Consider the following 24,835-nt stretch of genomic DNA (forward strand, 5'->3'; position numbering starts at 1 on the left):
CGTTGCGTTAACGATAGTCTCAAGTGTCCTGATTGAGGTTCTACTGCCATGGTTCGTCGCACTAAAGAGGAAGCTCAGGAAACGCGCAGCCAAATTCTTCAAGCCGCCGAGCAAGCCTTTTACGATCGTGGCGTCGCGCGTACGACGCTGGCGGACATCGCCGCGTTGGCCGGCGTGACGCGGGGCGCGATTTACTGGCACTTCAGCAATAAGTCCGACCTGTTGCAGGCGCTGCTCGACACTTTGCATGAGCCGCTGGACGAATTGGCCAGGGCCAGTGAGAGCGAGGACGAACTCGATCCACTGGGGTGCATGCGCAAGCTGCTGATTCATCTGTTTCATCAAGTGGCCCTGGACCCGAAAACCCGCCGCATCAATGAGATTCTGTTTCATAAGTGCGAATTCACCGATGAAATGTGCGACATGCGCCGCCAGCGCCAGACCCACAGTCTGGAATGCAATCTGCGCATCGGCCTGACTCTGCGTAATGCGGTCCATCGCGGGCAACTTCCGGAAAACCTCGATACCACCCGCGGTGCTGTTTGCATGCATGCCTACATCAACGGGCTGATTGGCCAGTGGCTGTTGGTCCCCGACAGCTTCCAATTGCATCAGGAAGCCGAGCGCTGGGTAGATGCAGGGCTAGACATGCTGCGTCTGAGCCCGAGCCTGCGCAATTGAAACAAAATGCGTAATTGCATCAGGTTGTGTCAACAGTAAAGCTTAAGGACGGTCAATCGTCCTTCTGCCTGATTGGTGGGATGACTTTATATACGGGCTGGTGGGCGGTTGATAGGTAGCCGCCTAAGTATTTTGTAGGGATTTTGTTGCGGTTCTGTGAAGCAATGTAGCCAGAACCTGTAGGCCGCCAACAACGTGAAAGGGGGCTTGCCCCCGATGGCAGTGGTTCAGTCAACACATACAGTGACTGACGCACCGCCATCGGGGGCAAGCCCCCTTTCTCATTTGGTTTTAGGTTTCGGCCGATTAAAGCGGCAGGGTCGGGTAGTCGATGTAACCCACCGGGCCCTTGCCGTAGAAGGTTTCCGGGTGTGCTTCGTTGAGCGGCGCATCGGCCTTCAGACGTGCTGGCAGATCCGGGTTGGCAATGAATGGTACGCCCCAAGCCACCGCATCCGCTTTGCCCTCGGCCAGCCAGGCATTGGCGCTGTCTTTGGTAAAGCGTTCGTTGGCGATGTATACGCCGCCGAACGCTTTTTTCAGTTGTGGGCCGAGGCTGTCCGCGCCTTCTTTTTCACGGGAGCAGATGAAGGCGATGCCACGTTTGCCCAGTTCGCTGGCGACGTAGGTGAAGGTTTCCGCGAGGTTATCGTCGCCCATGTCGTGGGAGTCGGCACGCGGTGCCAAATGCACACCCACACGCCCGGCGCCCCAGACTTCGATGGCTGCGTCGGTCACTTCCAGCAGCAGGCGTGCACGGTTTTCCAGGGAGCCGCCGTAGTTATCGGTGCGCTGGTTGGTGCTGCTTTGCAGGAACTGGTCGAGCAGGTAGCCGTTGGCGCCGTGGATTTCCACGCCGTCAAAACCAGCGGCCTTGGCGTTTTCGGCACCGGTGCGGTAGGCGTCGATGATGTCGGCGATTTCAGCTGTTTCCAGGGCGCGCGGGGTAGGGTAGTCGGCCAGTGGGCGAACCAGGCTGACGTGGCCTTTTGGCTGGATCGCACTCGGCGCCACCGGGGTTTCGCCGTTCAGGTACGACTCATGGGAGATACGACCCACATGCCACAGTTGCAGGAAGATCTTGCCGCCCGCGCCGTGAATCGCCTTGGTCACGTTGGCCCAGCCGCGCACTTGGTCGTTGGACCAGATGCCTGGGGTGTCCGGGTAGCCCACGCCCAGCGGGGTCACGGAGGTGGCTTCACTGAGGATCAGCCCGGCGGACGCACGTTGCACGTAGTACTCAGCCATCAGTGCGTTGGGTACGCGGCCTTCATCAGCGCGGCAGCGGGTCAGCGGCGCCATGATGATGCGGTTCGACAGTTCCAGGTCGCCCAGTGTGATCGGATCGAAAATAGTCGTCATGGGAAAACACCCTTCTCTTTGAAGTTGATCAGTTGGTCGCAGGGGCCAGGTCGGCATCGCCGCCCTGACGGAAAGTAATCAGGGTCACCAGCAGCGCCAGGATCGCCAGGGCCGCTGCCGCCAGAGGCACGCTGGTCAGGCCGAAGCCGTGGGCGATCACGCTGCCGCCGACCCAGGCGCCGAGGGCGTTGCCGATGTTGAAGGCGCCGATGTTCAAGGTGGACACCAGGTTCGGTGCGGCCTTGCCGAAGGTCACCACGTTGATCTGCAACGCAGGGACAGCGGCAAACGACGCGGTAGCCCAGAGGAACAGCGTGATTTCAGTCGGGATCACCGCGACGCTTGTCCAGGTCAGTGCGGTGGATACCACCGCCATGCTGATAAACACGCCGATCAAGGTTGCGGCCAGGCGTTTGTCGGCCAGTTTGCCGCCGATGATGTTGCCCACGGTGAGGCCCAGGCCGATCAACAGCAGGGTCCAGGTCACGCCTTTGGGTGTCACGCCGGTGACATCGCCGAGCAGCGGCGCAACGTAGGTGAAGAGGGTGAACATCGATGCGGCGAACAGCGCAGTCATGCTCAGCGACAACCAGATGCCGGCACCTTTGAGGGCGGCCAGTTCGGCGCGCATGTCGAGTTTTTCTTCGTCACGCTTGGCTGGCAGGAAGCGGATCAGGCCGATCAACGCCACCACACCAATCACCGTCACCGCCCAGAAGGTCGAGCGCCAGCCGGCTTCCTGGCCCAGCGCGGTGCCCAGCGGCACGCCGAGTACGTTGGCGAGGGTCAAACCAGTGAACATCAATGCCACGGCCGAAGCGCGTTTGTTGGCTGGCACCAGGTTGGCCGCCACCACCGAGCCGATCCCGAAGAACGCGCCATGGCATAGCGCGGTAACCACGCGGGCAAACATCAGCACGTTGTAGTCGCTGGCCAGGGCGCAGAGCAGGTTGCCGACAATAAAGATGCCCATCAACGCTACCAGTGCGGCCTTGCGCGGCAGCTTGGCGGTGGCCAGTGCCATGAAGGGCGCGCCAATGGCCACGCCCAAGGCATAACCGGTGACCAGCCAGCCGGCGCCGGGGATCGACACGCCGAGGTCTGCCGCCACATCGGGCAACAGGCCCATGATGACGAACTCGGTGGTGCCGATGGCGAAGGCGCTCAGGGCCAGTATGAGTAGCGAGAGGGGCATTTGGGTTTCCTTGTTACAGCGCTGCGTTGTCGTCAGCGCTGAGTTCTGTGGTGAGCGCCGCAAGGAAGGCCTGGATGGTTTCCTCGTTGCGTTTGAAGAAGTGCCACTGCCCGGCCTTCTGGCTGCTGATCAAACCCGCCCGTTGCAAGGTGGCCAGGTGGGCCGACACGGTCGACTGGGACAAGCCGCAGCGTTGGTCGATCTGACCGGCACAGATGCCGTATTCGTGGTTGTGCAGTTGCTCGGGGAATTGCACTTTCGGGTCTTTGAGCCAGGTGAGGATGTCTCGTCGTACTGGGTGCGCCAGGGCTTTTATTATTTCGTCGAGGTCGATGGACATGGCAGGTGCTCAGTGTCGTAAAGCGTTATATCGCGATGAGGCGAACCATAAATCGTTATATCCCGATATACCAATATGATTTTGGTCTTAACTCAGCCCAAATCGGTATATCGGGTTATAACGATACGTTGACGGCAGTGCTAGACTGCGCGCCATGAATTATCTCGCACATCTGCATCTGGGCGGCCAACTTCCTGCACAACTGCTGGGCAGTCTCTATGGCGATTTCGTCAAAGGTCGCCTGCAGGGCCAGTTCAGCCCGCCCATCGAAACGGCGATCCAGCTGCATCGCTCCATCGACCGCTTCACCGACAGTCACCCGCGGGTGGGAGAGGCGTTGTCGCGTTTCAGCCTCACCCGCAGGCGTTATGCGGGAATCGTCCTCGACGTGTTTTTCGATCACTGCCTGGCGCGGGACTGGGCGCTTTACGCCGACCAGCCCCTGGACCACTTCACCTCGCAGGTGTACCGCGTATTGGCGGCCGAACCGCAGTTACCGGGACGCTTGGCGCAGATTGCGCCGTATATGGCCGCGGATGATTGGTTGGGGTCGTACCGCGAGTTTGCAGTGATGGAGCAGGTGTTGCGGGGGATTTCGCGACGGCTGACACAACCCCAGGAATTAGGGTTTGCGATGCAGGAATTGCGTGAGTTGTATGAGCCGTTGAGTGAAGACTTCCGGATCTTCTACCCCGAACTGCAAGCCTTCGCGCATAACCACCTGACAACACAAAGCTAAATGTGGGAGGGGGCTTGCTCCCGATTACGGTGTGCCAGCCACCACTGATGCTGGCTGATCCACTGCTATCGGGAGCAAGCCCCCTCCCACATTTGGAACAGTGTCTGGCTCATATCACGCGGCAAAGGCTGGTCGCGTCGCTACTTGTTCAGTCTCCGGCACTGGCCCAAACAACGCCCTCTGCACCGCCTGCTGCGCCTGATGCGCCAGCGCCGCGCGTTCCTGCCCGGCGCAGGCAATCGGCTTGAGCACATGGATCTCCACATCGCCCTGATCATTGCCGAACAAGCGCATCAGGTGCGACAGCAAATCATCATCGCCAATAAACGGTGCCAATGGGTCCACTTGCCCATCGCGCAGATAACGAATCGCCACCGGTTGAAGCGCCACGTCCGCATCAATCGCACTGGCCAGCAAGCGTCCGTGGAAGGTACGCAGGCTGCGCCCGTCGGTGGTGGTGCCTTCGGGGAACATCAGCAACGGATGCTGTTGTTCCAGGTGACGGGTCATCTGCTTGCGGATCAACTGGCTGTCGCCCGAACCACGACGGATAAACAGGCTACCGGCCTTGGCTGCCAACCATCCCGCCACCGGCCAAGTGCGCACTTCCGCCTTGGACAGGAACGACATCGGCGCCACCGCGCCCAGCAACGGAATATCGGTCCAGGACACGTGATTGCTCACCCACAGCATCGGCTGCGTCGGCAACTCACCGTGCACGGTCACGCGAAAGGGCAGGGCGTTGGTCAGCCGCGCCATAAAGAATCGCGACCAACGCTGGCGCCGCACCATGGAGTTGGCGATGCCCAAGCGCTCGAACACACCAAACACACTGGCCATGCTTAAACCCAGCGCCACGACCACCAGCACGCGGGCAATGCGCCCGTACACGCGCAGGCGGCTCATCACATGGCCGCCTTGAAGTGGCGCGCATAACGCGGGCACAACTCATCGCGCTTGAGCAGGATGAACACGTCGGCCACCTGGAAATCTTCATCCCAGCACGGCTCGCCGCAGATCTTTGCACCCAGGCGCATGTAGGCCTTGAGCAGCGGAGGCATCTCCGCGATTACGTTGGTCGGCAGGTCCAGCGCCGGCAGCGGTTTTTTCGGTTCGGCGCGCAGGTGTTCGTTGCACAGGTAGCGTTCGCGCAGGCGCTGCATGATTGCGTGGGCCTGGATGCCGCCGTCGTGCATCGGGATGCTCGCGCAGCCCATCAAATAGCTATAGCCGCCTTGGTTGAGGACTTCAGCCAACTCGCCCCACAGCACAGCGATGGTGCCTCCGTTACGGTAGGCCGGGTCGACGCAGGTGCGGCCGATTTCCAGGATTGGGCCTTGCAGGTGCAGCAAGCCGTGCAGGCTGAATTCTTCTTCGCTGTAGAACCGGCCCAAGGTGCTGGCAGCCTGGTGGTCGAGCAAACGGGTGGTGGCGACGAGTCGTCCGCTGTTCAAATCCCGCACGCCGATGTGGCTGCAGTGAACATCATAGTCATCCATGTCCAGACCCAGTTCCGCGCCTTTCAGCTTGGCGTTGAACTCGCCGCTGAATACGTTGAACCGCAGGGCCTGGGCTTCCTGCAACGCTTGTGCGCCAACCAGGCGTTCGGCTTGCAGACGGCGTTCATTGCCGGTGTCGCTGATGCGGGCGATCTGAGTCATGGCGAATCTCCGAGTGCCAGCCACGTTCCGGCCGGTCGACTTGTTTGTCCAAACTCAGGCTATGTAGGCTCGGTGTCATCTCCATGAAGTTATGGTGACGCTTGGATGACAGCCCCTTTGTCGCAAATCTGTCATCACCCTCGGCTAGGCTCGCGGGCTTGAATGCCCCCTTGAGTCTGTGTCCATGGTCAGAGGCCTGCTGTGCGTTGCCCTGCTGTTTGCCACCGTTACCGCCCGCGCCGACACCTGGCCCGACAAGGACTGGGCCAAGGGCACGCCGCTCGCCGGGCCCGCCACCCAAGCCCTGGATGCCTACGCGTTCCCGCCGCGTGACGATGCCACTCGCCAAGGCGTTCGCACCGATGCGCTGCTGGTAATCCGCGACGGCCAGATCATCTATGAACGCTACGCCGCCCCCACCACCGCCGACACGCCGCACCTGACCTGGTCCATCAGCAAGAGCCTGATGGCCACCGTTCTGGGCGTCGCCTATGGCGATAATCGATTCAAACTGACTGACCCGGTGGCGCGCTTCTACCCGCCGATGAAGCAACATCCCACGGTGACCATGGCCGACCTGCTGCACTGGGCCTCGGGCCTGGACTGGCAGGAAGACTACGAATACGCCCCGCTGAAATCCTCGGTGGTGGCGATGCTCTATACCCGTGGCCGTGCCGATATGGCTGAGTTCGCCGCCAATACCGAATCCTTCAGTGCACCGGGTCAGGTCTTCCGCTATTCCAGCGGCGACAGCAATATTTTGTCCGCCGCGCTCAAAGGCATGCTGGGTCACAAGGCTTATATGAGTTACCCGTGGGATGCGCTGTTCAAGCCGCTGGGCATTCGCAACGCCACGTGGGAAACCGATGCCGATGAAACCTTCGTCGCCTCGTCCTATGCCTACCTGACCGCGCGCGATTTGGCCCGCGTCGGTTTGCTGATGGCGCGGGACGGTCGCTGGGGCGAGCAACAATTGCTGCCTGAAGACTGGGTGGCTTTCAACCGCCAGCCCTTCGACAAATACAAGGCCGGCCAGGACGAAGCCGTCCCTGGCGGTCATTGGTGGCTGAACCAGGGCACCCCACGACCCTGGCCCGACGCCCCCGCCGACACCTTCGCCGCCCTCGGCCATTGGGGCCAGGCGCTGTACGTGATGCCCACCGAACACCTGGTGATCGTGCGTTACGGCGACGATCGCGACGGCAGCTACCGCCACAACGAACTGCTCAAACGCGTGCTTGCGGCGGTGCAACCATGATCCGTCGTCGGCCGTTTACCAGTGTCTTTTTACTGTTGGTCCTGGGCCTGCTGGGTTGGATCTGGCACGAGCGCGTTAACCTGCAAGCCTTCCCCGACATCATTGCGGCGTATACCGCCAAGGAGTATTGCTCGTGCCGGTATGTGGCGAACAATCCAGCCGACTATTGCCGGGGATATGTGAAGCAGTACGTGCCCACCAGTGCGTTCAGTGATAACCCGGAGCGCAGTGAAGTGACGGCGAGCGGGTTGGGGCGTACGCACCGTGCACGCTGGTTCGGCGACCGCCAGGGCTGTCGCCTGAGTCCTTGACCCGTCTCGCTTCCACATTGGATTTGCGCCGCTTGTGACATTGCGCTTAAGGTTCGTGCAGGTTTTTTCCCCACGAGTCCTTAATGTTCAACGCGTCTGTTATCAAACCCCTGGCCTTTGCCCTGCTGGTCGCTGCCGCCGTACCCGCCCACGCCGATTGGTACCTGGACAACGAGTCCTCGCGCCTGTCGTTCGTCACCACCAAAAACACCGAGATCGCTGAAGTCCATCGCTTCCTGGTGCTGCACGGTAAGGTCGACAGCAAGGGCGCGGCGCAATTGGAAGTGGAGCTGGAGTCAGTCAACAGCAGCATCCCGCTGCGTGACGAGCGCATGCGCAATCAGCTTTTCGAGATCAAGACTTTTCCTGATGCGCTGATCAGTGCACAGATCAACCTGCAACCGATCAATGACCTGGCCCCCGGCGCGCAACTGGAATTGCGCCTGCCGCTGAACGTCACTTTGCACGGCAAAACCCAGACCTACAGCGCAGAACTCCTGGCCACGCGCCTGGATGACCGGCGTTTCCAGGTGGTGACCCTGGAACCTGTGGTGTTGCACGCCGAGGACTTCGACCTGGCACCGGGTGTGGCGGCATTGCGTGAAGCGGCGGGGCTCAAGTCGATCAGCTTGTCGGTGCCGGTGGGTGCGGTGCTGATTTTTACGGCGCGCTGACGTGAGCGGCGCGGTGTTCCCGTGGCGCAGCGCCAACCGTTTCGAGTTGTTGATCGACGGACCGAATTTCTTTCCACAAATGCTCGTGGGCATTGCCCGCGCTGAGCGCCAGGTGGATCTTGAGTTGTACTTGGTGGAGGCGGGCGCGTGCGCCGAAGCGCTGGTGCAGGCGCTGGTGCTCGCCGCCGAACGTGGCGTGCTGGTGCGTTGCCTGTTCGATGACTACGGCAGTCTCGCGTTCACCCTGGGACTGCGTAAGCGTTTGACCGATGCCGGTGTGGTGCTGCGTTTCTACAATCGCCTGAGCTGGCGCCGTTGGATGCGCAACCTGTACCGCGACCACCGCAAGCTGCTGCTTATCGACCAGAATATCGCCGTGGTCGGCGGCACAGGCGTCACCGATGAATTCTGGACGCCGGGCGAAGACACCGCCGAATGGCACGAAGTGATGGTGCAGATCAGCGGCCCGCTGGTGCTGGATTGGCAGGCGCTGTTCGATCGCCAATGGCACGCCAACGTGGCGCGCCGGGAGTGGAAACCGGCCACCCATTTCGGCTTGCCGCGCCTGCCCAAAGTACCAGCGACCGGCCCGGGACTGGGCCGCGTCGCGTATGCGGACGCCCGTCAGCACCGCGACATCCTGCAATCGCTGATCCGCGCGCTCAACAGCAGCAAGACACGAATCTGGCTGGCCACGCCGTATTTCTTGCCCACATGGGGCGTGCGCCGTGCCTTGCGCCGGGCGGCAGGGCGTGGGGTGGATGTGCGTTTGCTGCTCACCGGCCCGCGTACCGATCACCCGTCGGTGCGTTACGCCGGGCATCGTTATTACCCACGCTTATTACGCTCGGGCGTGCAGATTTTTGAATACCAGCCGTGCTTTTTGCACCTGAAAATGGTGCTGGTGGACGATTGGGTCAGCATCGGCTCGTGCAACTTCGACCACTGGAATCTGCGCTTCAACCTGGAAGCCAACCTTGAAGCGTTGGACCCGGAATTGACGCTGGCGGTGGAAGGCAGTTTCGAACGGGATTTTGCCCAGAGTCAGGCGGTGAGCCTGGAGGCGTGGAAGGCGCGACCGTTGTGGCGGCGGGTGAAGCAGCGGGTGTGGGGGTGGATTGATCGGTTGGTGGTGAACGTGCTGGACCGACGCGGCTAGCAAGAACACTGAGATCAAATGTGGGAGGGGGCTTGCCCCGATAGCGATGACTCAGCTCCAGATATGCTGGCTGGTACACCGCAATCGGGGGCAAGCCCCCTCCCATATTGTTTGAGCGCGTCAGGCGTTAGAGCAGTTCGAACGTCTGCTGCTGCACATCCCGGGAGTCCAGGCCGATCTGCACATTGAACTCGCCGGGTTCCGCCGCGTACTTGAGCTGGGTGTTGTAGAACTTCAAGTCTTCCTCGGTGATGGTGAAGTGCAAGGTGCGCTCTTCACCAGCCTTGAGCATGATTTTCTGGAAGTTCTTCAGTTCTTTGATCGGACGGATCATTGAACCCGCGACGTCCTGGATATACATCTGCACCACGGTTTCGCCGTCGACCTTGCCGGTGTTCTGCACCGTGACGCTGGCGTCGAGCTTGCCGGTCTTGTTCAGGGTGGTGGACGACAGCGCCATATCCGACAGGCTGAACGTGGTGTAGCTCAGGCCATAACCAAACGGGAACAGCGGCCCGGTGGTGTCATCGAAGTACTGCGAGGTGTAGTTGCCCGGTTTGCCTGGGGTAAACGGCCGGCCGATGGTCAGGTGGTTGTAGTAGGTCGGAATCTGGCCCACGGAGCGGGGGAACGTAATCGGCAGCTTGCCCGACGGGTTGTAGTCACCGAACAGCACGTCGGCGATGGCGTTGCCGCCTTCGGTGCCGGCGAACCAGGTTTCCAGGATCGCGTCGGCCTGTTGGTTCTCTTCCAGGATCGACAGCGGGCGGCCGTTCATCAGCACCAGCACCAGCGGCTTGCCGGTGGCCTTGAGCGCCTTGATCAGGTCGCGCTGGCTTTGCGGGATGTTCAGGTCGGTGCGGCTCGACGATTCGTGGGACATGCCACGGGACTCACCCACGGCCGCGACGATCACGTCGGCATCCTTGGCCGCTTTGACGGCCTCATCGATCAGCACCTGCGGTGCGCGCTTGTCATCCACTACTTCCGGGGCATCGAAGTTGAGGAAGTTGAGATAGTCCACCACGGCCTTGTCGTTGGTGATGTTGGCGCCACGGGCGTAGATGATCTTGCCTTTCTCGCCGATGACCGCATTCAAACCGTCGAGCAGGGTCACCGATTGTTCCGGCTTACCGGCAGCGGCCCAGCTGCCCATCATGTCGATCGGCGCCTTGGCCAGTGGGCCCACGAGCGCGATGGTCGCGGATTTTTTCAGCGGCAGGGTGTTGTTCTGGTTTTTCAGCAATACCAGGCTGCGGCGCGCGATATCGCGGGCCTCGGCGCGGTGCAGGCGGCTGTCGGCATAGGTGTCTGCCGGGTCATCCTCAGCCTTGCCGATGCGCAGGTACGGGTCCTTGAACAGGCCCATGTCGTACTTGGCGCCGAGCACTTCGCGCACGGCGTTGTCGATGTCGCTCTGTTCGATCTCACCGGACTTGAGCAGCCCAGGCAATTCCTTGCCGTACAGCGAGTCGTTCATGCTCATGTCGATGCCGGCCTTGATCGCGAGCTTCGCGGCTTCACGCCCGTCCTTGGCCACGCCATGCTTGATCAGTTCGAAGATCGCGCCATGGTCGCTGACGGCCAAGCCTTTGAAGCCCCAGTCCTTGCGCAGCAGGTCGTTCATCAGCCAGGTGTTGGCGGTGGCGGGCACGCCGTTGATCGAGTTGAGCGCCACCATCACGCCGCCGGAGCCGGCCTTGATCGCCGCGTGGTACGGCGGGAGGTAGTCCTGGTACATCTTGACCGGGCTCATATCGACCACGTTGTAGTCGCGGCCGCCTTCCACCGCGCCGTACAGGGCGAAGTGCTTGACGCTGGCCATGATGCTGTCGGCATTTGCGGGGCTGGCGCCCTGGAAGGCCCGGACCATGACTTCGGCGATTCGCGACACCAGGTAGGTATCTTCGCCGAAACCTTCGGAGGTACGGCCCCAGCGTGGGTCGCGGGAAATGTCGACCATCGGCGCGAAGGTGATGTCGAGGCTGTCGGCGGCGGCTTCCTGGGCAGCGATGCGCCCTGAGCGACCGATGGCGTCCATGTCCCAGCTGGAGGCCAGGGCCAGGCTGATCGGGAAGATGGTGCGGTGACCGTGGATCACGTCATAGGCGAAGAACATCGGGATCTTCAAGCGGCTGCGCATGGCCGCGTCCTGCATCGGACGGTTTTCCGGGCGGGTGATGGAGTTGAACGTGCCACCGATGCGGCCGGCGGCGATTTCCTTGCGGATCAGCTCGCGGGGCATTTCGGGGCCGATGCTGATCAGGCGCAATTGGCCGATCTTCTCATCGAGGGTCATCTGCTTGAGCAGGTCGCTGACGAAGGCGTCCTTGTCTTTAAGCGCAGCAGGCTTTGTTTCTGCCCAGACGGGGTGGGTGGCCAGCGTGGCAACAAGGCCGAGCAAACACAGCTTCTTCATGAATATCCTTTTTCGGCTCACTGCACAGCAAACATGCGCTGTTCTGCCAAAATGTGGGGAACATATGTTGTTGTTCGAGTGTTATTGCAGAAAATGCACCACACTTCTGAACTCTTATTTGCGCTGGGCATCTTTTTAGCTGAATGATTCGATGCAATCCAGTAGTGGGAGCGGATTATGCCCCAAGCGCGCGGTTTATAGGGTCAGTCGTCAAATTCCATCAAGATTGCTCAGGAGAGACACCATGCAAGCAGCACAAAGTTACCGCTGGGGCTTCAAAGCCGCAGCTTTGCTATTGATCAGCACGGTGCTGAGCGGTTGCGGCATCAACACCATTCCCACCCTGGACGAACAGGCCAAAGCCGCCTGGGGCCAGGTGCAGAACCAATACCAACGCCGCGCCGACCTGATCCCTAACCTGGTGGAAGTGGTCAAAGGCTACGCTGCCCATGAACAAGACACCCTCACCGCCGTGATCGAAGCGCGGGCCAAGGCCACCTCGATCCAGGTCGACGCCAGCACCCTCGACAATCCCGAGAAACTCAAACAGTTCCAGCAAGCCCAGGACGGTTTGAGCGGCGCGCTTAGCCGCTTGATGGTGGTGTCCGAGCGCTACCCGGACCTCAAGGCCAACCAGAACTTCCTGGCCCTGCAATCCCAGCTTGAAGGCACCGAAAACCGTATCGCCGTGGCCCGTCGTGATTTCATCCAGGCCGTGCAGGCTTACAACACCGAGATCCGCACCTTCCCAGGTCGCCTGTGGCACAGCGTGATGTACAGCGACTTGCCGATCCGCCAAACGTTTGAAGCCACCAGTGCCGATGCCGATAAAGCACCGCAAGTGAAGTTCAAGTAAGCCGATGCGCTTATTACGGATAGGGCTGGCACTGTGGCTGCTGGCCTGCGTGGGCGTGGCCCAGGCAGCGCTGACCTTCCCGGAGTTGACCGGACGGGTGGTCGACAACGCCCAGATGATCGACCCGGCGGTGCGCGCGCAGTTGTCCCAGCAGTTGCAGGCGCTGGAGCAAACCGCCGGCGACCAGATCGTGGTGGTCACCGTGCCTGACCTGCAAGGCGTGCCTATTGAAGACTTCGGTTATCAACTGGGGCGCCACTGGGGCATTGGCCAGAAGGGCAAGGACAACGGCGCGCTGTTGATCGTCGCCCGCGATGAGCGCAAATTGCGCATCGAAGTCGGTTACGGCCTGGAAGGCGTGCTGACCGATGCGCAGTCCTGGGTGATCATCAACCAGGTGATCACCCCCAAATTCAAAACCGGCAATTTCAGCCAGGGCATCAGCGACGGTGTGGCCGCGATGATCCAGGTGGTGGGCGGTGAGCCATTGGCGGTACCGGCCCATGTGGCGGATGCCAATTTTGCCAAGGATAATCCCGGGTTTTCCATCGGCCTGGTTATCCTGCTGATTGGCGTGTTGTGGCTGTGTAACCGCATGGGCCTGCCGGTGGGCGCGATCCTGCTGGCGATTCTCAGCAGCAGTGGACGCGGCGGCGGCGGGGGAGGCGGTGGCGGCGGTGGTTTTCGCGGCGGCGGTGGCGGCTTCGGCGGCGGCGGTGCTTCAGGTGGCTGGTGATGACAATAACTAGAAAAGAGCATGTACAACCATGGCATTACTGACTGAACACGAGCAACGCCAAGTCGCTGAGGCGATTGCCCGGGTCGAGCAACAGACCGACGCCGAGTTGGTCACCGTGCTGGCCGCGCGTGCCGACGATTACGCCTACATCCCCTTGTTGTGGGCCAGCTTGATCGCCTTGGTGGTGCCGGGTGTGGTGCATTACCTGTCCGGCTACCTGACCATGTACACCTTGCTGCTGGCGCAATGGGCGACGTTCATCGTGTTGTGCCTGGTGTTCCGCTTGCCCAAGGTCACGACCCGCTTGATCCCGCGCTCCGTGCGGCACTGGCGCGCTTCCAACCTGGCGCGCCGGCAGTTTCTGGAGCAGAACCTGCACCACACGCTGGGCAGTACCGGGGTGCTGATTTTTGTCAGCGAGGCGGAGCGTTATGTGGAAATCCTGGTGGACGATGGCATCTCCAGCCGCCTGGATGACAGTCATTGGGATGGGATCGTCAGGGCGTTTACCCAGCAGGTGAAACAGGGGCAGACGCTGGCTGGGTTTATTGCGTGTATCGATGCATGCGGTGAATTGCTGAAGGTGCATGTGCCGGTAACGCAGACCCGCAATGAACTGCCAAACCGGCTGGTCGTACTGGAATAGCCCCGCCACCACTGGCTGAAAATGTGGGAGGGGGCTTGCCCCCGATTGCAGAGTGTCAGTCAACGATGTTCAAACTGATCCACGGCTATCGGGGGCAAGCCCCCTCCCACATTTGAGTCTGCGGTGACCACTGGTCAAATAACTCCGTGCCCTGGTGGACTATCCCCCCTAAAATGCCCGGCATTCCCAGCCCGAGGCGTTTTTGTTCATGTCCGTCACCGCTCAACCTGTCCGCCCTGCGCCGGATCACCACGCCCAGTTCATCGAACTGTTGAGCACAAGCCTTGCGCAGAACGCCTTTATCAAGCTGGTGCTGGCCAAGTACGTTGGTGACGAAGCCGAGCTTCAGCGGCTGATCATCAAGGCGGTGACCGTCAAGGAGCAGCCACGCCTGTCCTTCGTCTACCGCTACAAGACCCGTGACATCACCAAGAACTTGCCGCTGGCCGACGGCGTGGCGGCGATTGCCGAGCTGCTGCCGGCGTCGTTCAAGAATGCGCACTTGCTGTCGCTGACCGACGAAGCCCAGTTGGAATACAGCAAGAAGAACAAAAGCTCGCTGTTCAAAAGCAAGCCACAGCAACTGCGCGAGGCACCTTCGGCGGAGCATAACCGTGAGAAGAATCGCTTCCTCGACTTGAGCCGGCCGTTCCTCGCCGACCTGGGCGTGACCGACGCCAAGCAGGCGCTGATCCCGTCGATGTCGCGCAAGTGGAAGCAGATCAACAAGTTCATCGAAGTGTTCAGCCATGCACTGACCTCGTCACCGCTGAAGCTGGATCAACCGGTGCGTGTCGCCGACTTTGGTTCGGGCAAGGGCTACCTCACGTTTGCGATCCACGACTACCTGCGCAACACCCTCAAGGCCGAAGGCGAAGTTACCGGCGTTGAATTGCGCGAAGACATGGTGACCCTGTGCAACACCGCCGCTGCGCGCCTGGAACACCCGGGTCTGGTGTTCAAATGCGGCGACGTACGCAGCGTGGCGCCGAGCGAGCTGGACGTGATGATCGCCCTGCATGCCTGCGATATCGCCACCGACTATGCGATCCACACCGGTATCCGCTCCGGCGCGTCGATCATCATGTGTTCGCCGTGCTGCCATAAGCAGATCCGCTTGCAGATCCAGAGCCCGGTGCTGCTCAAACCGATGCTGCAATACGGTTTGCACTTGGGCCAGCAGGCGGAAATGGTTACCGACAGTTTGCGGGCATTGTTTCTCGAAGCCTGTGGATACGAGACGAAAGTGTTCGAGTTCATCTCGTTGGAACACACCAACAAGAACAAGATGATCCTCGCGGTCAAGCGTAACGAGCCGGTGGACAATACGCAGTTGCTGGAGAAGATTCAGGAGCTCAAGGCGTTCTACCACATCACCGAACACTGCCTGGAAACCCTGCTGCGCGCGGATGGCTACCTGGCCTGAACACTGCTCAAATGTGGAAGGGGGCTTGCCCCCTTCCACATTTAGACTGCACTTGGCTTGGGGACTGGCGCAGGTTGCACCGCCGTCTTGCGCCCCAGCATTACCGTCACAATCACCCCGCACGCAAACACCCATGTAATTGGCTCGATATGTTCCCCAAAGAACAACGCCGAAAACGCGATGGTGAAGAAGATCTGCAACAGCTGGATCTGGCTGACCCGCGCAATGCCCCCCATGGCCAACCCGGCGTACCAGGCAAAGAACCCCAGGAACTGCGAGAACAGCGACACATACCCAAACGCCCACCAGGTACGCATGGAAATCGCACCTTGATGCTGCGCCGCCAAGTACCACACCGGCCCGATCAGCACCGGCGTTGACAGCACCAGCGCCCAACAGATCACCTGCCAGCCGCCCATCTCCTTGGCCAATCGACCGCCCTCGGCATAACCCAAACCGCCCACGGCAATCGCGCCGAGCATCAAGAGATCCCCCGCCTGGATGCTTCCGGCGCCGGTGATCAACGCATAACTCAATACCAACGCACTGCCCAATGCGGCGCAGGCCCAGAAGGCTTTCGACGGCCGTTCATGGGACAGCCATGCTGCATACAGCGCCACGCAAAGCGGTTGCAGACCGTTGACCAGCGCACCATGGGACGCCGGCAAGGTTTGCATGGCCCACGCCGACAGCACCGGGAAACCGAGAATGACCCCGGCGATCACCAGGCACAAACCCCGCACCTGGCGCCAGGTCGGCCAGCGCTCACGGCGCCACAGCAACAGCGCCGCCGCCGGTACCGCCGCGAACAACGCTCGGCCCAGGCCATTGAGCAACGGGTGGATTTCCTGCACCACGATACGGGTGAAGGGCAGGGTCAGGCTGAAGATGATGACGCCCAGCAGGCCGAGGGCCATGCCGGTGTTTTCGCGCGAGCTCATGGGGGCAACCGAAATCTAGAGGGCTTCAAGGGAAGCCCATATAGCCACAACCCCCGTCGAACGCGGGCCTACAGCTGGATACGGATTTATCCGTACAGTTGATCTTGTGTGGGCGCGGGCTTGCCTGCGATTGCATCATGTCGTGGTCACTGACACACCGAGGTGCCTGCATCGCGGGCGCGATAGCCCCGCCATAGAACCCGCGAAAGGCATCGGACGACAACGGGTCGGGCTTATCCCGCTTTGGGGCGAAGTGCTTCCTGATGAAGACGAATGCGGTGTATCAGGCGCTCCTCTGCGCCTGGTTTTTAGGCTGCTGCGCAGCCCTACGCGGGACAAGCCCGCTCGCTACAAGAAGGCGCTCGACTGAAATGACTCATGCAGGACTCTAGACTTAAGGGTTGGTATTTAAGCCTTTAAAGTCAGTAACTTATTTAAGTTTGATAAGGCGGGCTTGATCAGCGTTCCACAGGTACTGAGAGTGCTGGATCACCCAGTGGATGCGTGCGCGCCGCAAAAAACTTCAGCTCCACGCCGCTGCCGTCAAATAACTCCGAATACCGCCGCTTCTGCTGGCGAATAAACCCGTCACTGCGCCCCGACACCGAGATCGCCAGGGTGCTCAAATTGGCTTGGCGAATGGCATCCACCAAGTGCTGATCCTGAGGCCCCAGGCCGTGCCCAAAGATGCACAGCGCGCCTTCATAGGTCAGCAACTGCTCATAGCAGAACGACAGGTAGTCCGAACTGCGGATGGTCTTGAGCTTCTCCTGCACGGTGCCTTCGCTGACAAACAGCGGCACATCGTCCAGGGTCTTGATCGTGTTGTTGATGGCAAAGCTGCTGAGCAAGGTGCTGTCAGTCGTGGGTAATTTGCGTGCGGTGCCGTCGAGGTTTCGCACCAGGTGCAAGCCGCCGTGCAGGTACAGGATGCGTGTGGCGTCGGTGCGGGTGTTGCGCAGGTCGAAGCTGGCGTCGGCGCTGCGGAACAGATCGTCGATGCCCGGCGTGTGAAGGATCGCCCAATAGTTGAGCAGGTCATAGTTGCTGGTGAATACGGTGGAGTAACCGGCCAGTTCCGCGTTGACCGTCGCCAGTGTCGATGGCTTCACCAAGCGCCACGGGATATGCACGGCGTGGATGGTGTTGATCAATGCTTCCTTGATCGCGTAGTAGCGATTACGCGGCGCCGCCGAGCTGACCGCCAGGGCCTTGTTGACCCGGCTGGTGGTTTTCAGCGCGCCCAGTGCTTGTTCGAAACTGCGGGTTTGCAGGGCGTCGAACACACTGAGTTCGGATGGGCTGAGGGGTTTTTCTTCGACGGTGCGGGCGTTTTCGAACAGCGAGTCGTAGGCAAAGTCTTCCCAAACCGTACGGCTCGCGCCGTTGCCGATCAGAATCCCAGTGAAGTCGATGGTGCTGCGCAGGGCACTCCAGTCTTCAAGGTGGGCGTCAATATCCTGGAAATCCTTCATTGCGGCGGGCTACTCGAAATCGGCTGGGCGGTGACTTTATCACGAGCTGACGTTGATCCTGATCAAGATGCCGCAGACAACTGAGGCCGATGCTAGAGGCAGAAACGTTATCCGAGGATTCGCCATGAGCAGCACCTTCTTCATCCCAGCCGTCAACATCATGGGCACCGACTGCCTCGACGAAGCCATGAACGCCATCCGCAACTACGGTTTTCGCAAGGCGCTGATTGTCACCGACGCCGGTCTGGCCAAGGCGGGCGTCGCCAGCATGATCGCCGAGAAACTGGCGATGCAAGACATCGACTCGGTGATCTATGACGGTGCCAAACCCAACCCCAATGTGGAAAACGTCGAGAAAGGCCTGGCGCTGTTGCAGCAAAGTGCGTGTGATTTTGTGGTGTCGCTGGGCGGCGGCTCGCCCCATGACTGCGCCAAGGGTATCGCCCTGTGCGCCACCAACGGCGGGCATATCGGCGACTACGAAGGCGTGGACCAATCGGCCAAGCCGCAACTGCCGCTGGTAGCCATCAACACCACTGCCGGCACGGCCAGCGAGATGACCCGCTTCTGCATCATCACCGACGAAACCCGTCACGTGAAAATGGCCATCGTTGACCGCAACGTCACGCCACTGCTGTCGGTCAACGACCCATCGCTGATGGTTGGCATGCCTAAGGGGCTCACCGCCGCCACCGGCATGGACGCCCTGACTCACGCCATCGAAGCCTATGTCTCCACCGCCGCCACGCCGATCACTGACGCCTGCGCGATCAAGGCCATCGAACTGATCAGCGCCAACCTGCGCCTGGCTGTCCGTGATGGCAGTGACAAGGTCGCGCGGGAAAACATGGCTTACGCGCAGTTCCTCGCCGGCATGGCGTTCAACAACGCGTCCCTGGGTTTTGTGCACGCCATGGCTCACCAGCTGGGCGGGTTCTACGACCTGCCCCACGGCGTGTGCAACGCGGTGCTGCTGCCCCATGTGCAAAGCTTCAACGCCAGCGTAAGCGCCAAACGCTTGAGCGATGTAGGCCGAGCGCTGGGGGCAGACATCAAGGGCATCACCGATGAAGAGGGCGCCCAAGCTGCCATCGCCGCCATTCGTAGCCTGGCCCAGGACGTTGAAATTCCGGCGGGCCTGCGTGAGCTGGGTGCCAAGTTGCAGGATATTCCGCTGCTGGCGACCAATGCGTTGAAGGATGCGTGCGGCCTGACCAACCCACGGCGCGCGGATCAGCGTCAGATCGAGGAGATCTTTCGCAGCGCGTTTTGAGTGGGGCAGCCTCAAGCTGCAAGCGTTAAGCTACAGGTTGGATGCATTCAACTTGAGCATGAAGCTTGCGGCTTGCCGCTGAGGTCACCTTATGAGAGTTCTGTTATTCGGAGCCACCGGCATGGTTGGCCAAGGCGTTCTGCGTGAATGCCTGTTGGCTGCCGATGTCCAGGAAATCGTCGCCGTTGGCCGCACGCCCCTGACCCAGGAACACGGCAAGCTGCATCAGGTATTGCACAGCGACATGCTGGATTTCCAACCCCTGGAAAACCTGCTGCAAGGCTTTGATGCCTGCTTCTTCTCCCTCGGTGTGTCGTCGGCCGGCATGAATGAAACCACGTACACCCACCTCACCTATGACCTGACGCTCGTAGCTGCCAGCACCTTGGCGCGGCTCAATCCACAGATGACGTTTATCTACGTGTCCGGCGCTGGCACCGACAGCTCCGAGGCGGGCCATTCGATGTGGGCGCGGGTCAAAGGCAAGACCGAGAACGCGTTGCTGCGATTGCCGTTCAACGCGGTGTACCTGTTTCGGCCGGGGATCATTCAGCCGCTGCACGGTGTGCGCTCTAAGACGCCGCTGTATCAAGCGTTTTACTCCGTGCTCGGGCCAGTGCTTTCGTTGGTGCGTCGGGTTAAGCCGGGCTGGGTGGTGAGTACGGAAACTGTCGGCCGAGCCATGTTGCAAGCGGTGCGCCATGGCGCGCCGCAACCGGTGGTGGAGCAGGGCGAGATCAATCGCCTGGCGGCTGAGCGCTGCTGATGCTGTGGCCGCGCGCAACGGTGAGTTGCCTTGCGCGCCGGATGACATCACTGAAATCGATGCCAAAGGCTGATCAGCTCGCTGTTGCCAGTGCACGTGCGGACGTGTTGCCAAACTGAATCAGCGCCACACCGCCCATCAACAACAATGCCCCAAGCACCCGTGGCGTTGTCAGTTGACGCTCCACCAGACCGAACAACCCAAAGTGATCGAGCAGCAGTGATGCAAGCATCTGTCCCGCCAACGCCAGGGCGATAAACCCCGACGCACCCAGCTTGGGCAGCAGCATCAACGCCAGCGCGATAAAGCACACACCAAACGCGCCACCGGCCCACATCCACAGCGGCGCCTTGACGATAAACGTGAGGCTGGGCAGCGGCAGACGCAGCGCCACGATCACCGGCAGCAACACCATCATGCTCACTAGTAGTGACGCCAGGGTGGCCCACAGCGGGTGGCCGAGCCCGCGCCCAAGGTTGGCATTGATTGCACTCTGAAACGGCACCACCGCCCCGGCGATTACCGCTAGCGCCAATAAACCTGCCCACTGCAACGTTGTCATGTTGGATCTCCCAGAGGTTTTGCTGGACTCTAGGTCATTCGTCGATCAAATTTAAATTCCAAATTCTCATGCTGGATATGCAGCTGATGAATGATCTGCGCCGTATTGACCTCAACCTGTTGGTGATCCTCGACGCCTTGCTCAGTGAGCAACACGTCACCCGCGCCGCCGAGCGCGTGCACCTGAGCCAGCCGGCGGTCAGCCATGCGCTGGCGCGGTTGCGGGATGTGCTGGGTGATCCGTTGCTGGTGCGTCAGGGCGGCACGCTGGTGCCCACCGCCCGTGCGTTGGAATTGGCGGCACCGCTGGCCGAAGCGTTGGCGCAGGTGCAGGCGCTACTGGCGCCGAATCGCTTTGATCCGGCATCGGCAAAGCGTCGTTTTCGTGTGGCGATGTCGGACTACAGCGCGGCGATTTTCCTACCGAGGTTGGTTCGTGTACTGCGCCGTGAAGCACCGGGCATCGACCTGCAAATCATCCAGACCAGCCGCGAAGGCATGGTTGAAGGCGTGCTCAATGGCGACCTTGACCTGGCCGCTGGCGTGTTCCCCGATATGCCTGCTGAACTGCGTACTACGCCCTTGTTCGACGAGCATTACACCTGTCTGGTGGACCGTAGCAGCCTGCCGCAGGACGGCTCTCTCGACCTGCCCACCTACCTCTCGCGCCCCCATGTGCTGCTGGAAATGCGCGGCAGCGGCACGCCGGAAATCGAACGAGCGCTGACGGCGATTCGTCAGCGGCGGCATGTGGCGATCAGCCTGCCGCACTGGGGTGTGGCGCCGCAGTTGATTGAGGGCACGGACTTGATCCTGACCGTATCGTCGCGAGGCTTGCTGAATATTGATCACCAGCATCTGGTCGCCGTGGCGCCGCCATTTCATATTCCCTCGTTTGCCTTCGAGCTGGCGTGGCATGCGCGACGGGGAGGGGATTCTGGGTTGCAGTGGTTGATTGGGCAGGTGCAGGGTATGTTGTCCGAAGGCCGCAGATAACAGGAAAAAGACATGCTCTCAGGCTTCAATCACTTGACCCTGGCCATCACCGACTTGAGTCGTAGCGTCACTTTTTACCATGAGCTGTTGCAGCTCAAGCTCGACGCCACTTGGGACAGCGGCGCCTATTTGTCATTGCCGGGTCTATGGCTATGCCTGTCGCTTGATCCGCTACGCGAGTCGAAGCCAGGTGCCGATTACACCCACTATGCGTTCACCGTCGGAACGAGTGAGTTCGCTGCGCTGGTCTCGCGTCTGCGCGCCGCCGAGGTGCAGGAGTGGCGCGATAACCGAAGCGAAGGCGCCTCGTTCTATTTCCTTGATCCCGACGGTCATAAGCTCGAAGCCCATGTCGGCGACCTGGCTTCGCGTCTGTTGGCTTGCCGCGAAAAACCCTATTCGGGAATGAGGTTTTACCCTTAGCGTAGGAACGTGCAGAATCGCTCCACCTTCCCACGCTTTGTTTGAGTCACGCCCATGACCCTATCCCTGCTGCTCGCCGTCCTCGCGTCGGGTTTTATCTACGGTATTACGCCTGGCCCCGGAGTCTTGGCAGTGTTTGGCATCGGCGCCGCCCGCGGCCGTCGTGCCGGGGCGGGGTTTCTGTGTGGGTACTTGCTCGGCGATGTGCTGTGGTGCAGTACGGCGTTGGTCGCGATTGTGGGCGCGCGGGAAGTCGGCAGCAGCGCGTTCGATGTGCTCGGCGTGCTCAGTGGCCTGTATCTGTTCTGGCTTGGCTGGCGGGCCATCCGCACCCAGCGTCGCAGCAGTGATGCCCCTCAGGGCGCCGCGCGGCATCCGTTCTGGCACGGCATTGTGTTCGGCTTGACCAACCCCAAGGCGTATCCAGTCGCGGTGGCGACGTTTACGGCGTTGCTGTCCAGCCGTGCCGAATTGCTGACCTGGTCGATGCTGCCGGCGTTGATCTTCCTGAGCTTCGTCGGTGGTGTGTTGGCCTACGCAATCCTGATCGGCGTGGTCGGCGCCCAGCGCGTACGCACGGTGTATCAGCGCCATGAAATCCTCATCACCAGGCTCTGTGGCGTGATGTTTATCGGCTTCGCCATCAACGCCCTGGCCCATGCATTGCCGGGCCTGTTTGCCAGCAAATCCGCTTGATGCGCCGACGACCGTTCGTCGCACCGGCGAGTTTTTTCTAAACCTTTACCGCCCTGAAAATTCGAATTCAGGGCGGGGTGTGTTCCCCGTACTTATTTTTGCCCTGGAGGAACCCATCATGAGCCGCATGGCTATCCGGTTACGCACCGCCAGTTTCGCGATGCTGCTGGGCCTCGGCGCCAGCAATGCTTTCGCCCAGTCGCCTGCTGAATTCATCGAGCAGGCTTCTGCCAAAGGCATGGCCGATATCGAGACCAGCCGCATGGCACACGCGAAAACCTCGTCCCAGGAAATCAAGGACTACACCATCGAGGTGATCAACGAGCGCACCTTGGCCAACCAGCACTTGGCGGCTATCGCCAAGAAGCTCGACCTGCCCGTGGCGCCCCGCGAAAAAATCGTCGACAAAGCTGAAACCCTGATGCCCGAACTCAAGGACGGTGACTCGTTCGATGCCGCTTACACCGCGCAGCAGGTGAAGGAAAACGAAGACGCCATCGCGCTGTTCAAGAAGGAAGGCGCTGCGTCGGATGTGCCGGAAATAAAAGCGTTGGTGGATGAGACACTGCCCAAATTGGAGGAGCGCCTGCAGAAGGCCCGAGCCTTGGCGTCCACCTACGGTAAAGGTCATCAAGGCGACGGTTGAAGCCGTTACCTGAATTGAAAAACGGCGGTTGGATCTTCTCCAACCGCCGTTTTTTTATGCCTGATTCAGATCGGTTTTGGCGGGCGCCGCGTCGTCGGCGGCGTGGCCGCAACTGCTGTTCAGGTTGACGGTGCCGGTATTGCCAATGCTGCGGTATTCCTGGCGCAGTTTTTCCAGCTCTTTGCGGTCCAGGCCGTCCAGGCTGAGTACGGCGTTCTGCGCATCCTTGGACACGCGCAGCAACTCGTCGATCTTGATATGCAGGATGTCGTTGTCGCGGTTTTGTGTGTTTTGGATCAGAAACACCATCAGGAAGGTGATGATCGTGGTCGAAGTGTTGATGATCAGTTGCCAGGTGTCGTTGTAGTGAAAGTACGGCCCGCTCAGGCTCCATGCCAAGATCAACGCCACCGCTGCGTAGAACGTGCGCGGGCTGCCAGCCCAGCGAGACAGGGATTGCGAGACTGCGGAGAATTTCATGACCGGGTTCCTTATTGAGATGGCGATGAAATGATGGACCGCAGTGGCTCGCTGAAATTTCTTTTTACAATTGCGCGCCTGAACACATGTGTACGATTTTGTCGCGTAATCCTAGAACGCCAATTGAGCCTGGCCGGTGCCTTCCAGCGTGAGCAAGTAGTGTTTGGCTTCCAGTCCACCGGCAAATCCGGTCAGGCTGCCCGCCGCACCAATGACCCGATGGCACGGGGCAACGATCGAAATCGGGTTTCGCCCATTTGCAGCGCCGACGGCGCGCACGGCTTTGGGGTTGCCGATCTGCCGGGCGATCTGGCTGTAACTGCGGGTTTCGCCGAAAGGAATGGTGAGCAACGCCTGCCAGACCTGCTTTTGGAACGCGGTGCCGTTGAAATCCAGTTCCAGCTCGAAGGTGCTGCGCGTGCCGGCGAAGTACTCCTGCAACTGGCGCTCGGTCTCCAGCAGCACCGGATTCTGGTTGGCCTCGTGCAACTCCCCCAGGCGCACGCGGTTGGCGCGTTCTGTCTCCCAAAGGATGGCGCTTAGCTTGCCATTGCGCGCCACCAGGGTGAGTTGGCCGACGGGGGAGGGCATGAGCTTGTATTCGTAGGGCATGGTTGAGGTCCTCGTCAGGCCGTGTCGATAAGTGATCGAGACTGTAGCTCCCTGCGCTGCACTGAAAACTACGTTTCTTGCGATCGAATTCTTCAGGGCTTAGAAATTCCAGTACACCCAGTTGGTGTAATGCGGATACGCGTAGAGCCACACAAGATAAAACACGGCTTTAAGCAGTGAAGCTGTCCCCATTGCGATCAATGAGATGCCATTCAGCAGGGTGACGATCAAGGCGAACAGGGTGACTCGCCGGGTTGCATGACGATGGGCTAGCCGTAAGCCGTAGACCGATCCGGCCATGACGCCCAGTGCCAGCACCAGTCCTAGAGGGAATGGCAACCGTACAAACGAGATCAGCAGGGGTAATACCAGCACCCAGCCGAGTATTTGGCGCAATAGGGGCTTTGGTGTGGCTTGTCCAGGTTCAAGCATGGCTGTGGTTCCGCATTTCTGGCAGACCAACCGGGATTGTCGGGACACTCGTTAATTGCCGCTGTCAG

Annotated in this window: 28 protein-coding genes; 16 read left to right on the forward strand and 12 right to left on the reverse strand. The window is 60.6% G+C overall.

From position 1 onward, the window contains the following. The first annotated feature begins 48 nt into the window (after positions 1-48). Positions 49-681: a TetR family transcriptional regulator gene (locus CKW32_RS03460; RefSeq protein WP_032888346.1), complete on the forward strand. Its 633-nt coding sequence runs from the start codon at positions 49-51 to the stop codon at positions 679-681. Positions 682-987: 306 nt separating this feature from the next. On the opposite strand, the gene CKW32_RS03465 is transcribed toward CKW32_RS03460, so the two are convergent. The 3 genes from CKW32_RS03465 to CKW32_RS03475 are packed head-to-tail and all read right to left on the reverse strand — an operon-like array spanning position 988 to position 3,578. Beyond that, positions 988-2,043: an alkene reductase gene (locus CKW32_RS03465; RefSeq protein WP_032888343.1), complete on the reverse strand. Its 1,056-nt coding sequence runs from the start codon at positions 2,041-2,043 to the stop codon at positions 988-990. 28 nt (positions 2,044-2,071) lie between these two features. Beyond that, the gene (locus tag CKW32_RS03470) at positions 2,072-3,238 is read right to left on the reverse strand and encodes an MFS transporter (protein ID WP_095184044.1); all 1,167 of its coding nucleotides are present in this window, start codon (positions 3,236-3,238) and stop codon (positions 2,072-2,074) included. 13 nt (positions 3,239-3,251) lie between these two features. Continuing rightward, positions 3,252-3,578, reverse strand: coding sequence for a helix-turn-helix transcriptional regulator (locus CKW32_RS03475; protein WP_012722694.1), 327 nt, complete (start codon positions 3,576-3,578; stop codon positions 3,252-3,254). Between the two features lie 154 nt (positions 3,579-3,732). Here CKW32_RS03475 and CKW32_RS03480 point away from each other — a divergent pair, with 154 nt between their 5' ends. Then, complete coding sequence (locus tag CKW32_RS03480) at positions 3,733-4,317, forward strand: ACP phosphodiesterase (RefSeq protein ID WP_095184045.1); 585 nt, start codon at positions 3,733-3,735, stop codon at positions 4,315-4,317. Positions 4,318-4,431: 114 nt separating this feature from the next. Here the strand turns inward: CKW32_RS03480 and CKW32_RS03485 are convergent, their stop codons facing one another. Beyond that, complete coding sequence (locus tag CKW32_RS03485) at positions 4,432-5,223, reverse strand: lysophospholipid acyltransferase family protein (protein ID WP_032888334.1); 792 nt, start codon at positions 5,221-5,223, stop codon at positions 4,432-4,434. Continuing rightward, positions 5,223-5,978, reverse strand: a complete 756-nt coding sequence (olsB, locus tag CKW32_RS03490) for an L-ornithine N(alpha)-acyltransferase (RefSeq protein ID WP_032888332.1) — start codon at positions 5,976-5,978, stop codon at positions 5,223-5,225. Before olsB ends, CKW32_RS03485 begins: the two co-directional genes overlap by 1 nt. Before the next feature lie 184 nt (positions 5,979-6,162). Between olsB and CKW32_RS03495 the strand changes: the two genes are divergently transcribed. From CKW32_RS03495 to CKW32_RS03510, 4 genes are all read left to right on the forward strand, one after another. Further along, complete coding sequence (locus CKW32_RS03495) at positions 6,163-7,236, forward strand: serine hydrolase (RefSeq protein ID WP_095184046.1); 1,074 nt, start codon at positions 6,163-6,165, stop codon at positions 7,234-7,236. Further along, entirely contained in the window at positions 7,233-7,547 is a 315-nt protein-coding gene (locus CKW32_RS03500; protein WP_095184047.1) for an amidase, read from the forward strand. Before CKW32_RS03495 ends, CKW32_RS03500 begins: the two co-directional genes overlap by 4 nt. An 83-nt stretch (positions 7,548-7,630) precedes the next feature. Next, on the forward strand, positions 7,631-8,221 hold the full coding sequence (locus tag CKW32_RS03505; RefSeq protein WP_032888323.1) for a YceI family protein: 591 nt from the start codon (positions 7,631-7,633) through the stop codon (positions 8,219-8,221). Between the two features lies 1 nt (position 8,222). Beyond that, complete coding sequence (locus CKW32_RS03510) at positions 8,223-9,380, forward strand: phosphatidylserine/phosphatidylglycerophosphate/cardiolipin synthase family protein (RefSeq protein WP_032888320.1); 1,158 nt, start codon at positions 8,223-8,225, stop codon at positions 9,378-9,380. Between the two features lie 127 nt (positions 9,381-9,507). On the opposite strand, the gene bglX is transcribed toward CKW32_RS03510, so the two are convergent. Next, entirely contained in the window at positions 9,508-11,799 is a 2,292-nt protein-coding gene (bglX, locus tag CKW32_RS03515; protein ID WP_095184048.1) for a beta-glucosidase BglX, read from the reverse strand. A gap of 244 nt (positions 11,800-12,043) precedes the next feature. Between bglX and CKW32_RS03520 the strand changes: the two genes are divergently transcribed. The 4 genes from CKW32_RS03520 to CKW32_RS03535 all read left to right on the forward strand — a co-directional run bounded on the left by CKW32_RS03520 (position 12,044) and on the right by CKW32_RS03535 (position 15,466). Continuing rightward, positions 12,044-12,655, forward strand: a complete 612-nt coding sequence (locus tag CKW32_RS03520) for a LemA family protein (protein WP_095184049.1) — start codon at positions 12,044-12,046, stop codon at positions 12,653-12,655. 4 nt (positions 12,656-12,659) lie between these two features. Further along, the gene (locus CKW32_RS03525) at positions 12,660-13,391 is read left to right on the forward strand and encodes a YgcG family protein (protein WP_095184050.1); all 732 of its coding nucleotides are present in this window, start codon (positions 12,660-12,662) and stop codon (positions 13,389-13,391) included. Positions 13,392-13,422: 31 nt separating this feature from the next. Beyond that, a complete protein-coding gene (locus CKW32_RS03530) occupies positions 13,423-14,040 on the forward strand; it encodes a TPM domain-containing protein (RefSeq protein ID WP_032888481.1) in 618 nt (205 codons plus the stop codon). A gap of 208 nt (positions 14,041-14,248) precedes the next feature. Beyond that, positions 14,249-15,466: an SAM-dependent methyltransferase gene (locus CKW32_RS03535; RefSeq protein WP_095184051.1), complete on the forward strand. Its 1,218-nt coding sequence runs from the start codon at positions 14,249-14,251 to the stop codon at positions 15,464-15,466. Positions 15,467-15,507: 41 nt separating this feature from the next. Here the strand turns inward: CKW32_RS03535 and CKW32_RS03540 are convergent, their stop codons facing one another. Next, positions 15,508-16,407 (reverse strand): DMT family transporter, encoded by a 900-nt coding sequence (locus CKW32_RS03540; RefSeq protein ID WP_032888485.1) that lies wholly within the window; start codon positions 16,405-16,407, stop codon positions 15,508-15,510. A gap of 458 nt (positions 16,408-16,865) precedes the next feature. After that, a complete protein-coding gene (locus tag CKW32_RS03545) occupies positions 16,866-17,882 on the reverse strand; it encodes a DUF4917 family protein (protein WP_095184052.1) in 1,017 nt (338 codons plus the stop codon). A 124-nt stretch (positions 17,883-18,006) separates the two neighbouring features. Here CKW32_RS03545 and yiaY point away from each other — a divergent pair, with 124 nt between their 5' ends. After that, positions 18,007-19,155 (forward strand): L-threonine dehydrogenase, encoded by a 1,149-nt coding sequence (yiaY, locus tag CKW32_RS03550; RefSeq protein WP_095184053.1) that lies wholly within the window; start codon positions 18,007-18,009, stop codon positions 19,153-19,155. A gap of 91 nt (positions 19,156-19,246) precedes the next feature. Next, positions 19,247-19,921, forward strand: a complete 675-nt coding sequence (locus CKW32_RS03555) for an NAD-dependent epimerase/dehydratase family protein (protein ID WP_095184054.1) — start codon at positions 19,247-19,249, stop codon at positions 19,919-19,921. A gap of 73 nt (positions 19,922-19,994) precedes the next feature. Here CKW32_RS03555 and CKW32_RS03560 read toward each other — a convergent pair whose 3' ends face one another. Beyond that, a complete protein-coding gene (locus CKW32_RS03560) occupies positions 19,995-20,483 on the reverse strand; it encodes a DMT family transporter (protein ID WP_095184055.1) in 489 nt (162 codons plus the stop codon). A 68-nt stretch (positions 20,484-20,551) separates the two neighbouring features. Here CKW32_RS03560 and CKW32_RS03565 point away from each other — a divergent pair, with 68 nt between their 5' ends. The 4 genes from CKW32_RS03565 (at position 20,552) to CKW32_RS03580 (ending at position 23,243) form a co-directional block, all read left to right on the forward strand. Then, a complete protein-coding gene (locus CKW32_RS03565) occupies positions 20,552-21,478 on the forward strand; it encodes a LysR family transcriptional regulator (protein WP_095184056.1) in 927 nt (308 codons plus the stop codon). Positions 21,479-21,490: 12 nt separating this feature from the next. Further along, positions 21,491-21,901, forward strand: a complete 411-nt coding sequence (fos, locus tag CKW32_RS03570; protein ID WP_095184057.1) for a fosfomycin resistance glutathione transferase — start codon at positions 21,491-21,493, stop codon at positions 21,899-21,901. A 54-nt stretch (positions 21,902-21,955) separates the two neighbouring features. Beyond that, positions 21,956-22,597 carry a LysE family translocator gene (locus CKW32_RS03575; RefSeq protein ID WP_095184058.1) on the forward strand — a complete coding sequence of 214 codons (642 nt, stop codon included), beginning with the start codon at positions 21,956-21,958 and terminating at the stop codon, positions 22,595-22,597. Between the two features lie 118 nt (positions 22,598-22,715). Then, on the forward strand, positions 22,716-23,243 hold the full coding sequence (locus CKW32_RS03580; protein WP_005785958.1) for a DUF4142 domain-containing protein: 528 nt from the start codon (positions 22,716-22,718) through the stop codon (positions 23,241-23,243). Positions 23,244-23,297: 54 nt separating this feature from the next. Here the strand turns inward: CKW32_RS03580 and CKW32_RS03585 are convergent, their stop codons facing one another. The 3 genes from CKW32_RS03585 to CKW32_RS03595 form a co-directional block, all read right to left on the reverse strand. Beyond that, a complete protein-coding gene (locus tag CKW32_RS03585) occupies positions 23,298-23,723 on the reverse strand; it encodes a low affinity iron permease family protein (RefSeq protein WP_032888502.1) in 426 nt (141 codons plus the stop codon). Positions 23,724-23,834: 111 nt separating this feature from the next. After that, on the reverse strand, positions 23,835-24,335 hold the full coding sequence (locus tag CKW32_RS03590; protein WP_032888503.1) for a methylated-DNA--[protein]-cysteine S-methyltransferase: 501 nt from the start codon (positions 24,333-24,335) through the stop codon (positions 23,835-23,837). Between the two features lie 99 nt (positions 24,336-24,434). Further along, positions 24,435-24,767, reverse strand: a complete 333-nt coding sequence (locus CKW32_RS03595; RefSeq protein ID WP_032888505.1) for a hypothetical protein — start codon at positions 24,765-24,767, stop codon at positions 24,435-24,437. Between the last annotated feature and the right edge of the window lie 68 nt (positions 24,768-24,835).

The sequence above is a fragment of the Pseudomonas sp. Irchel 3H9 genome, assembly GCF_900187495.1.
GTDB classification, from domain to species: domain Bacteria; phylum Pseudomonadota; class Gammaproteobacteria; order Pseudomonadales; family Pseudomonadaceae; genus Aquipseudomonas; species Aquipseudomonas sivasensis.

Coding starts and splice junctions, on each gene's coding strand:
- CKW32_RS03460 (WP_032888346.1), top strand. CDS start 49: ATGGTTCGTCGCACTAAAGAGGAAGCTCAGGAAACGCGCAGCCAAATT.
- CKW32_RS03465 (WP_032888343.1), bottom strand. CDS start 2,043: ATGACGACTATTTTCGATCCGATCACACTGGGCGACCTGGAACTGTCG.
- CKW32_RS03470 (WP_095184044.1), bottom strand. CDS start 3,238: ATGCCCCTCTCGCTACTCATACTGGCCCTGAGCGCCTTCGCCATCGGC.
- CKW32_RS03475 (WP_012722694.1), bottom strand. CDS start 3,578: ATGTCCATCGACCTCGACGAAATAATAAAAGCCCTGGCGCACCCAGTA.
- CKW32_RS03480 (WP_095184045.1), top strand. CDS start 3,733: ATGAATTATCTCGCACATCTGCATCTGGGCGGCCAACTTCCTGCACAA.
- CKW32_RS03485 (WP_032888334.1), bottom strand. CDS start 5,223: ATGAGCCGCCTGCGCGTGTACGGGCGCATTGCCCGCGTGCTGGTGGTC.
- olsB (WP_032888332.1), bottom strand. CDS start 5,978: ATGACTCAGATCGCCCGCATCAGCGACACCGGCAATGAACGCCGTCTG.
- CKW32_RS03495 (WP_095184046.1), top strand. CDS start 6,163: ATGGTCAGAGGCCTGCTGTGCGTTGCCCTGCTGTTTGCCACCGTTACC.
- CKW32_RS03500 (WP_095184047.1), top strand. CDS start 7,233: ATGATCCGTCGTCGGCCGTTTACCAGTGTCTTTTTACTGTTGGTCCTG.
- CKW32_RS03505 (WP_032888323.1), top strand. CDS start 7,631: ATGTTCAACGCGTCTGTTATCAAACCCCTGGCCTTTGCCCTGCTGGTC.
- bglX (WP_095184048.1), bottom strand. CDS start 11,799: ATGAAGAAGCTGTGTTTGCTCGGCCTTGTTGCCACGCTGGCCACCCAC.
- CKW32_RS03520 (WP_095184049.1), top strand. CDS start 12,044: ATGCAAGCAGCACAAAGTTACCGCTGGGGCTTCAAAGCCGCAGCTTTG.
- CKW32_RS03525 (WP_095184050.1), top strand. CDS start 12,660: ATGCGCTTATTACGGATAGGGCTGGCACTGTGGCTGCTGGCCTGCGTG.
- CKW32_RS03530 (WP_032888481.1), top strand. CDS start 13,423: ATGGCATTACTGACTGAACACGAGCAACGCCAAGTCGCTGAGGCGATT.
- CKW32_RS03535 (WP_095184051.1), top strand. CDS start 14,249: ATGTCCGTCACCGCTCAACCTGTCCGCCCTGCGCCGGATCACCACGCC.
- CKW32_RS03540 (WP_032888485.1), bottom strand. CDS start 16,407: ATGAGCTCGCGCGAAAACACCGGCATGGCCCTCGGCCTGCTGGGCGTC.
- CKW32_RS03545 (WP_095184052.1), bottom strand. CDS start 17,882: ATGAAGGATTTCCAGGATATTGACGCCCACCTTGAAGACTGGAGTGCC.
- yiaY (WP_095184053.1), top strand. CDS start 18,007: ATGAGCAGCACCTTCTTCATCCCAGCCGTCAACATCATGGGCACCGAC.
- CKW32_RS03555 (WP_095184054.1), top strand. CDS start 19,247: ATGAGAGTTCTGTTATTCGGAGCCACCGGCATGGTTGGCCAAGGCGTT.
- CKW32_RS03560 (WP_095184055.1), bottom strand. CDS start 20,483: ATGACAACGTTGCAGTGGGCAGGTTTATTGGCGCTAGCGGTAATCGCC.
- CKW32_RS03565 (WP_095184056.1), top strand. CDS start 20,552: ATGCTGGATATGCAGCTGATGAATGATCTGCGCCGTATTGACCTCAAC.
- fos (WP_095184057.1), top strand. CDS start 21,491: ATGCTCTCAGGCTTCAATCACTTGACCCTGGCCATCACCGACTTGAGT.
- CKW32_RS03575 (WP_095184058.1), top strand. CDS start 21,956: ATGACCCTATCCCTGCTGCTCGCCGTCCTCGCGTCGGGTTTTATCTAC.
- CKW32_RS03580 (WP_005785958.1), top strand. CDS start 22,716: ATGAGCCGCATGGCTATCCGGTTACGCACCGCCAGTTTCGCGATGCTG.
- CKW32_RS03585 (WP_032888502.1), bottom strand. CDS start 23,723: ATGAAATTCTCCGCAGTCTCGCAATCCCTGTCTCGCTGGGCTGGCAGC.
- CKW32_RS03590 (WP_032888503.1), bottom strand. CDS start 24,335: ATGCCCTACGAATACAAGCTCATGCCCTCCCCCGTCGGCCAACTCACC.
- CKW32_RS03595 (WP_032888505.1), bottom strand. CDS start 24,767: ATGCTTGAACCTGGACAAGCCACACCAAAGCCCCTATTGCGCCAAATA.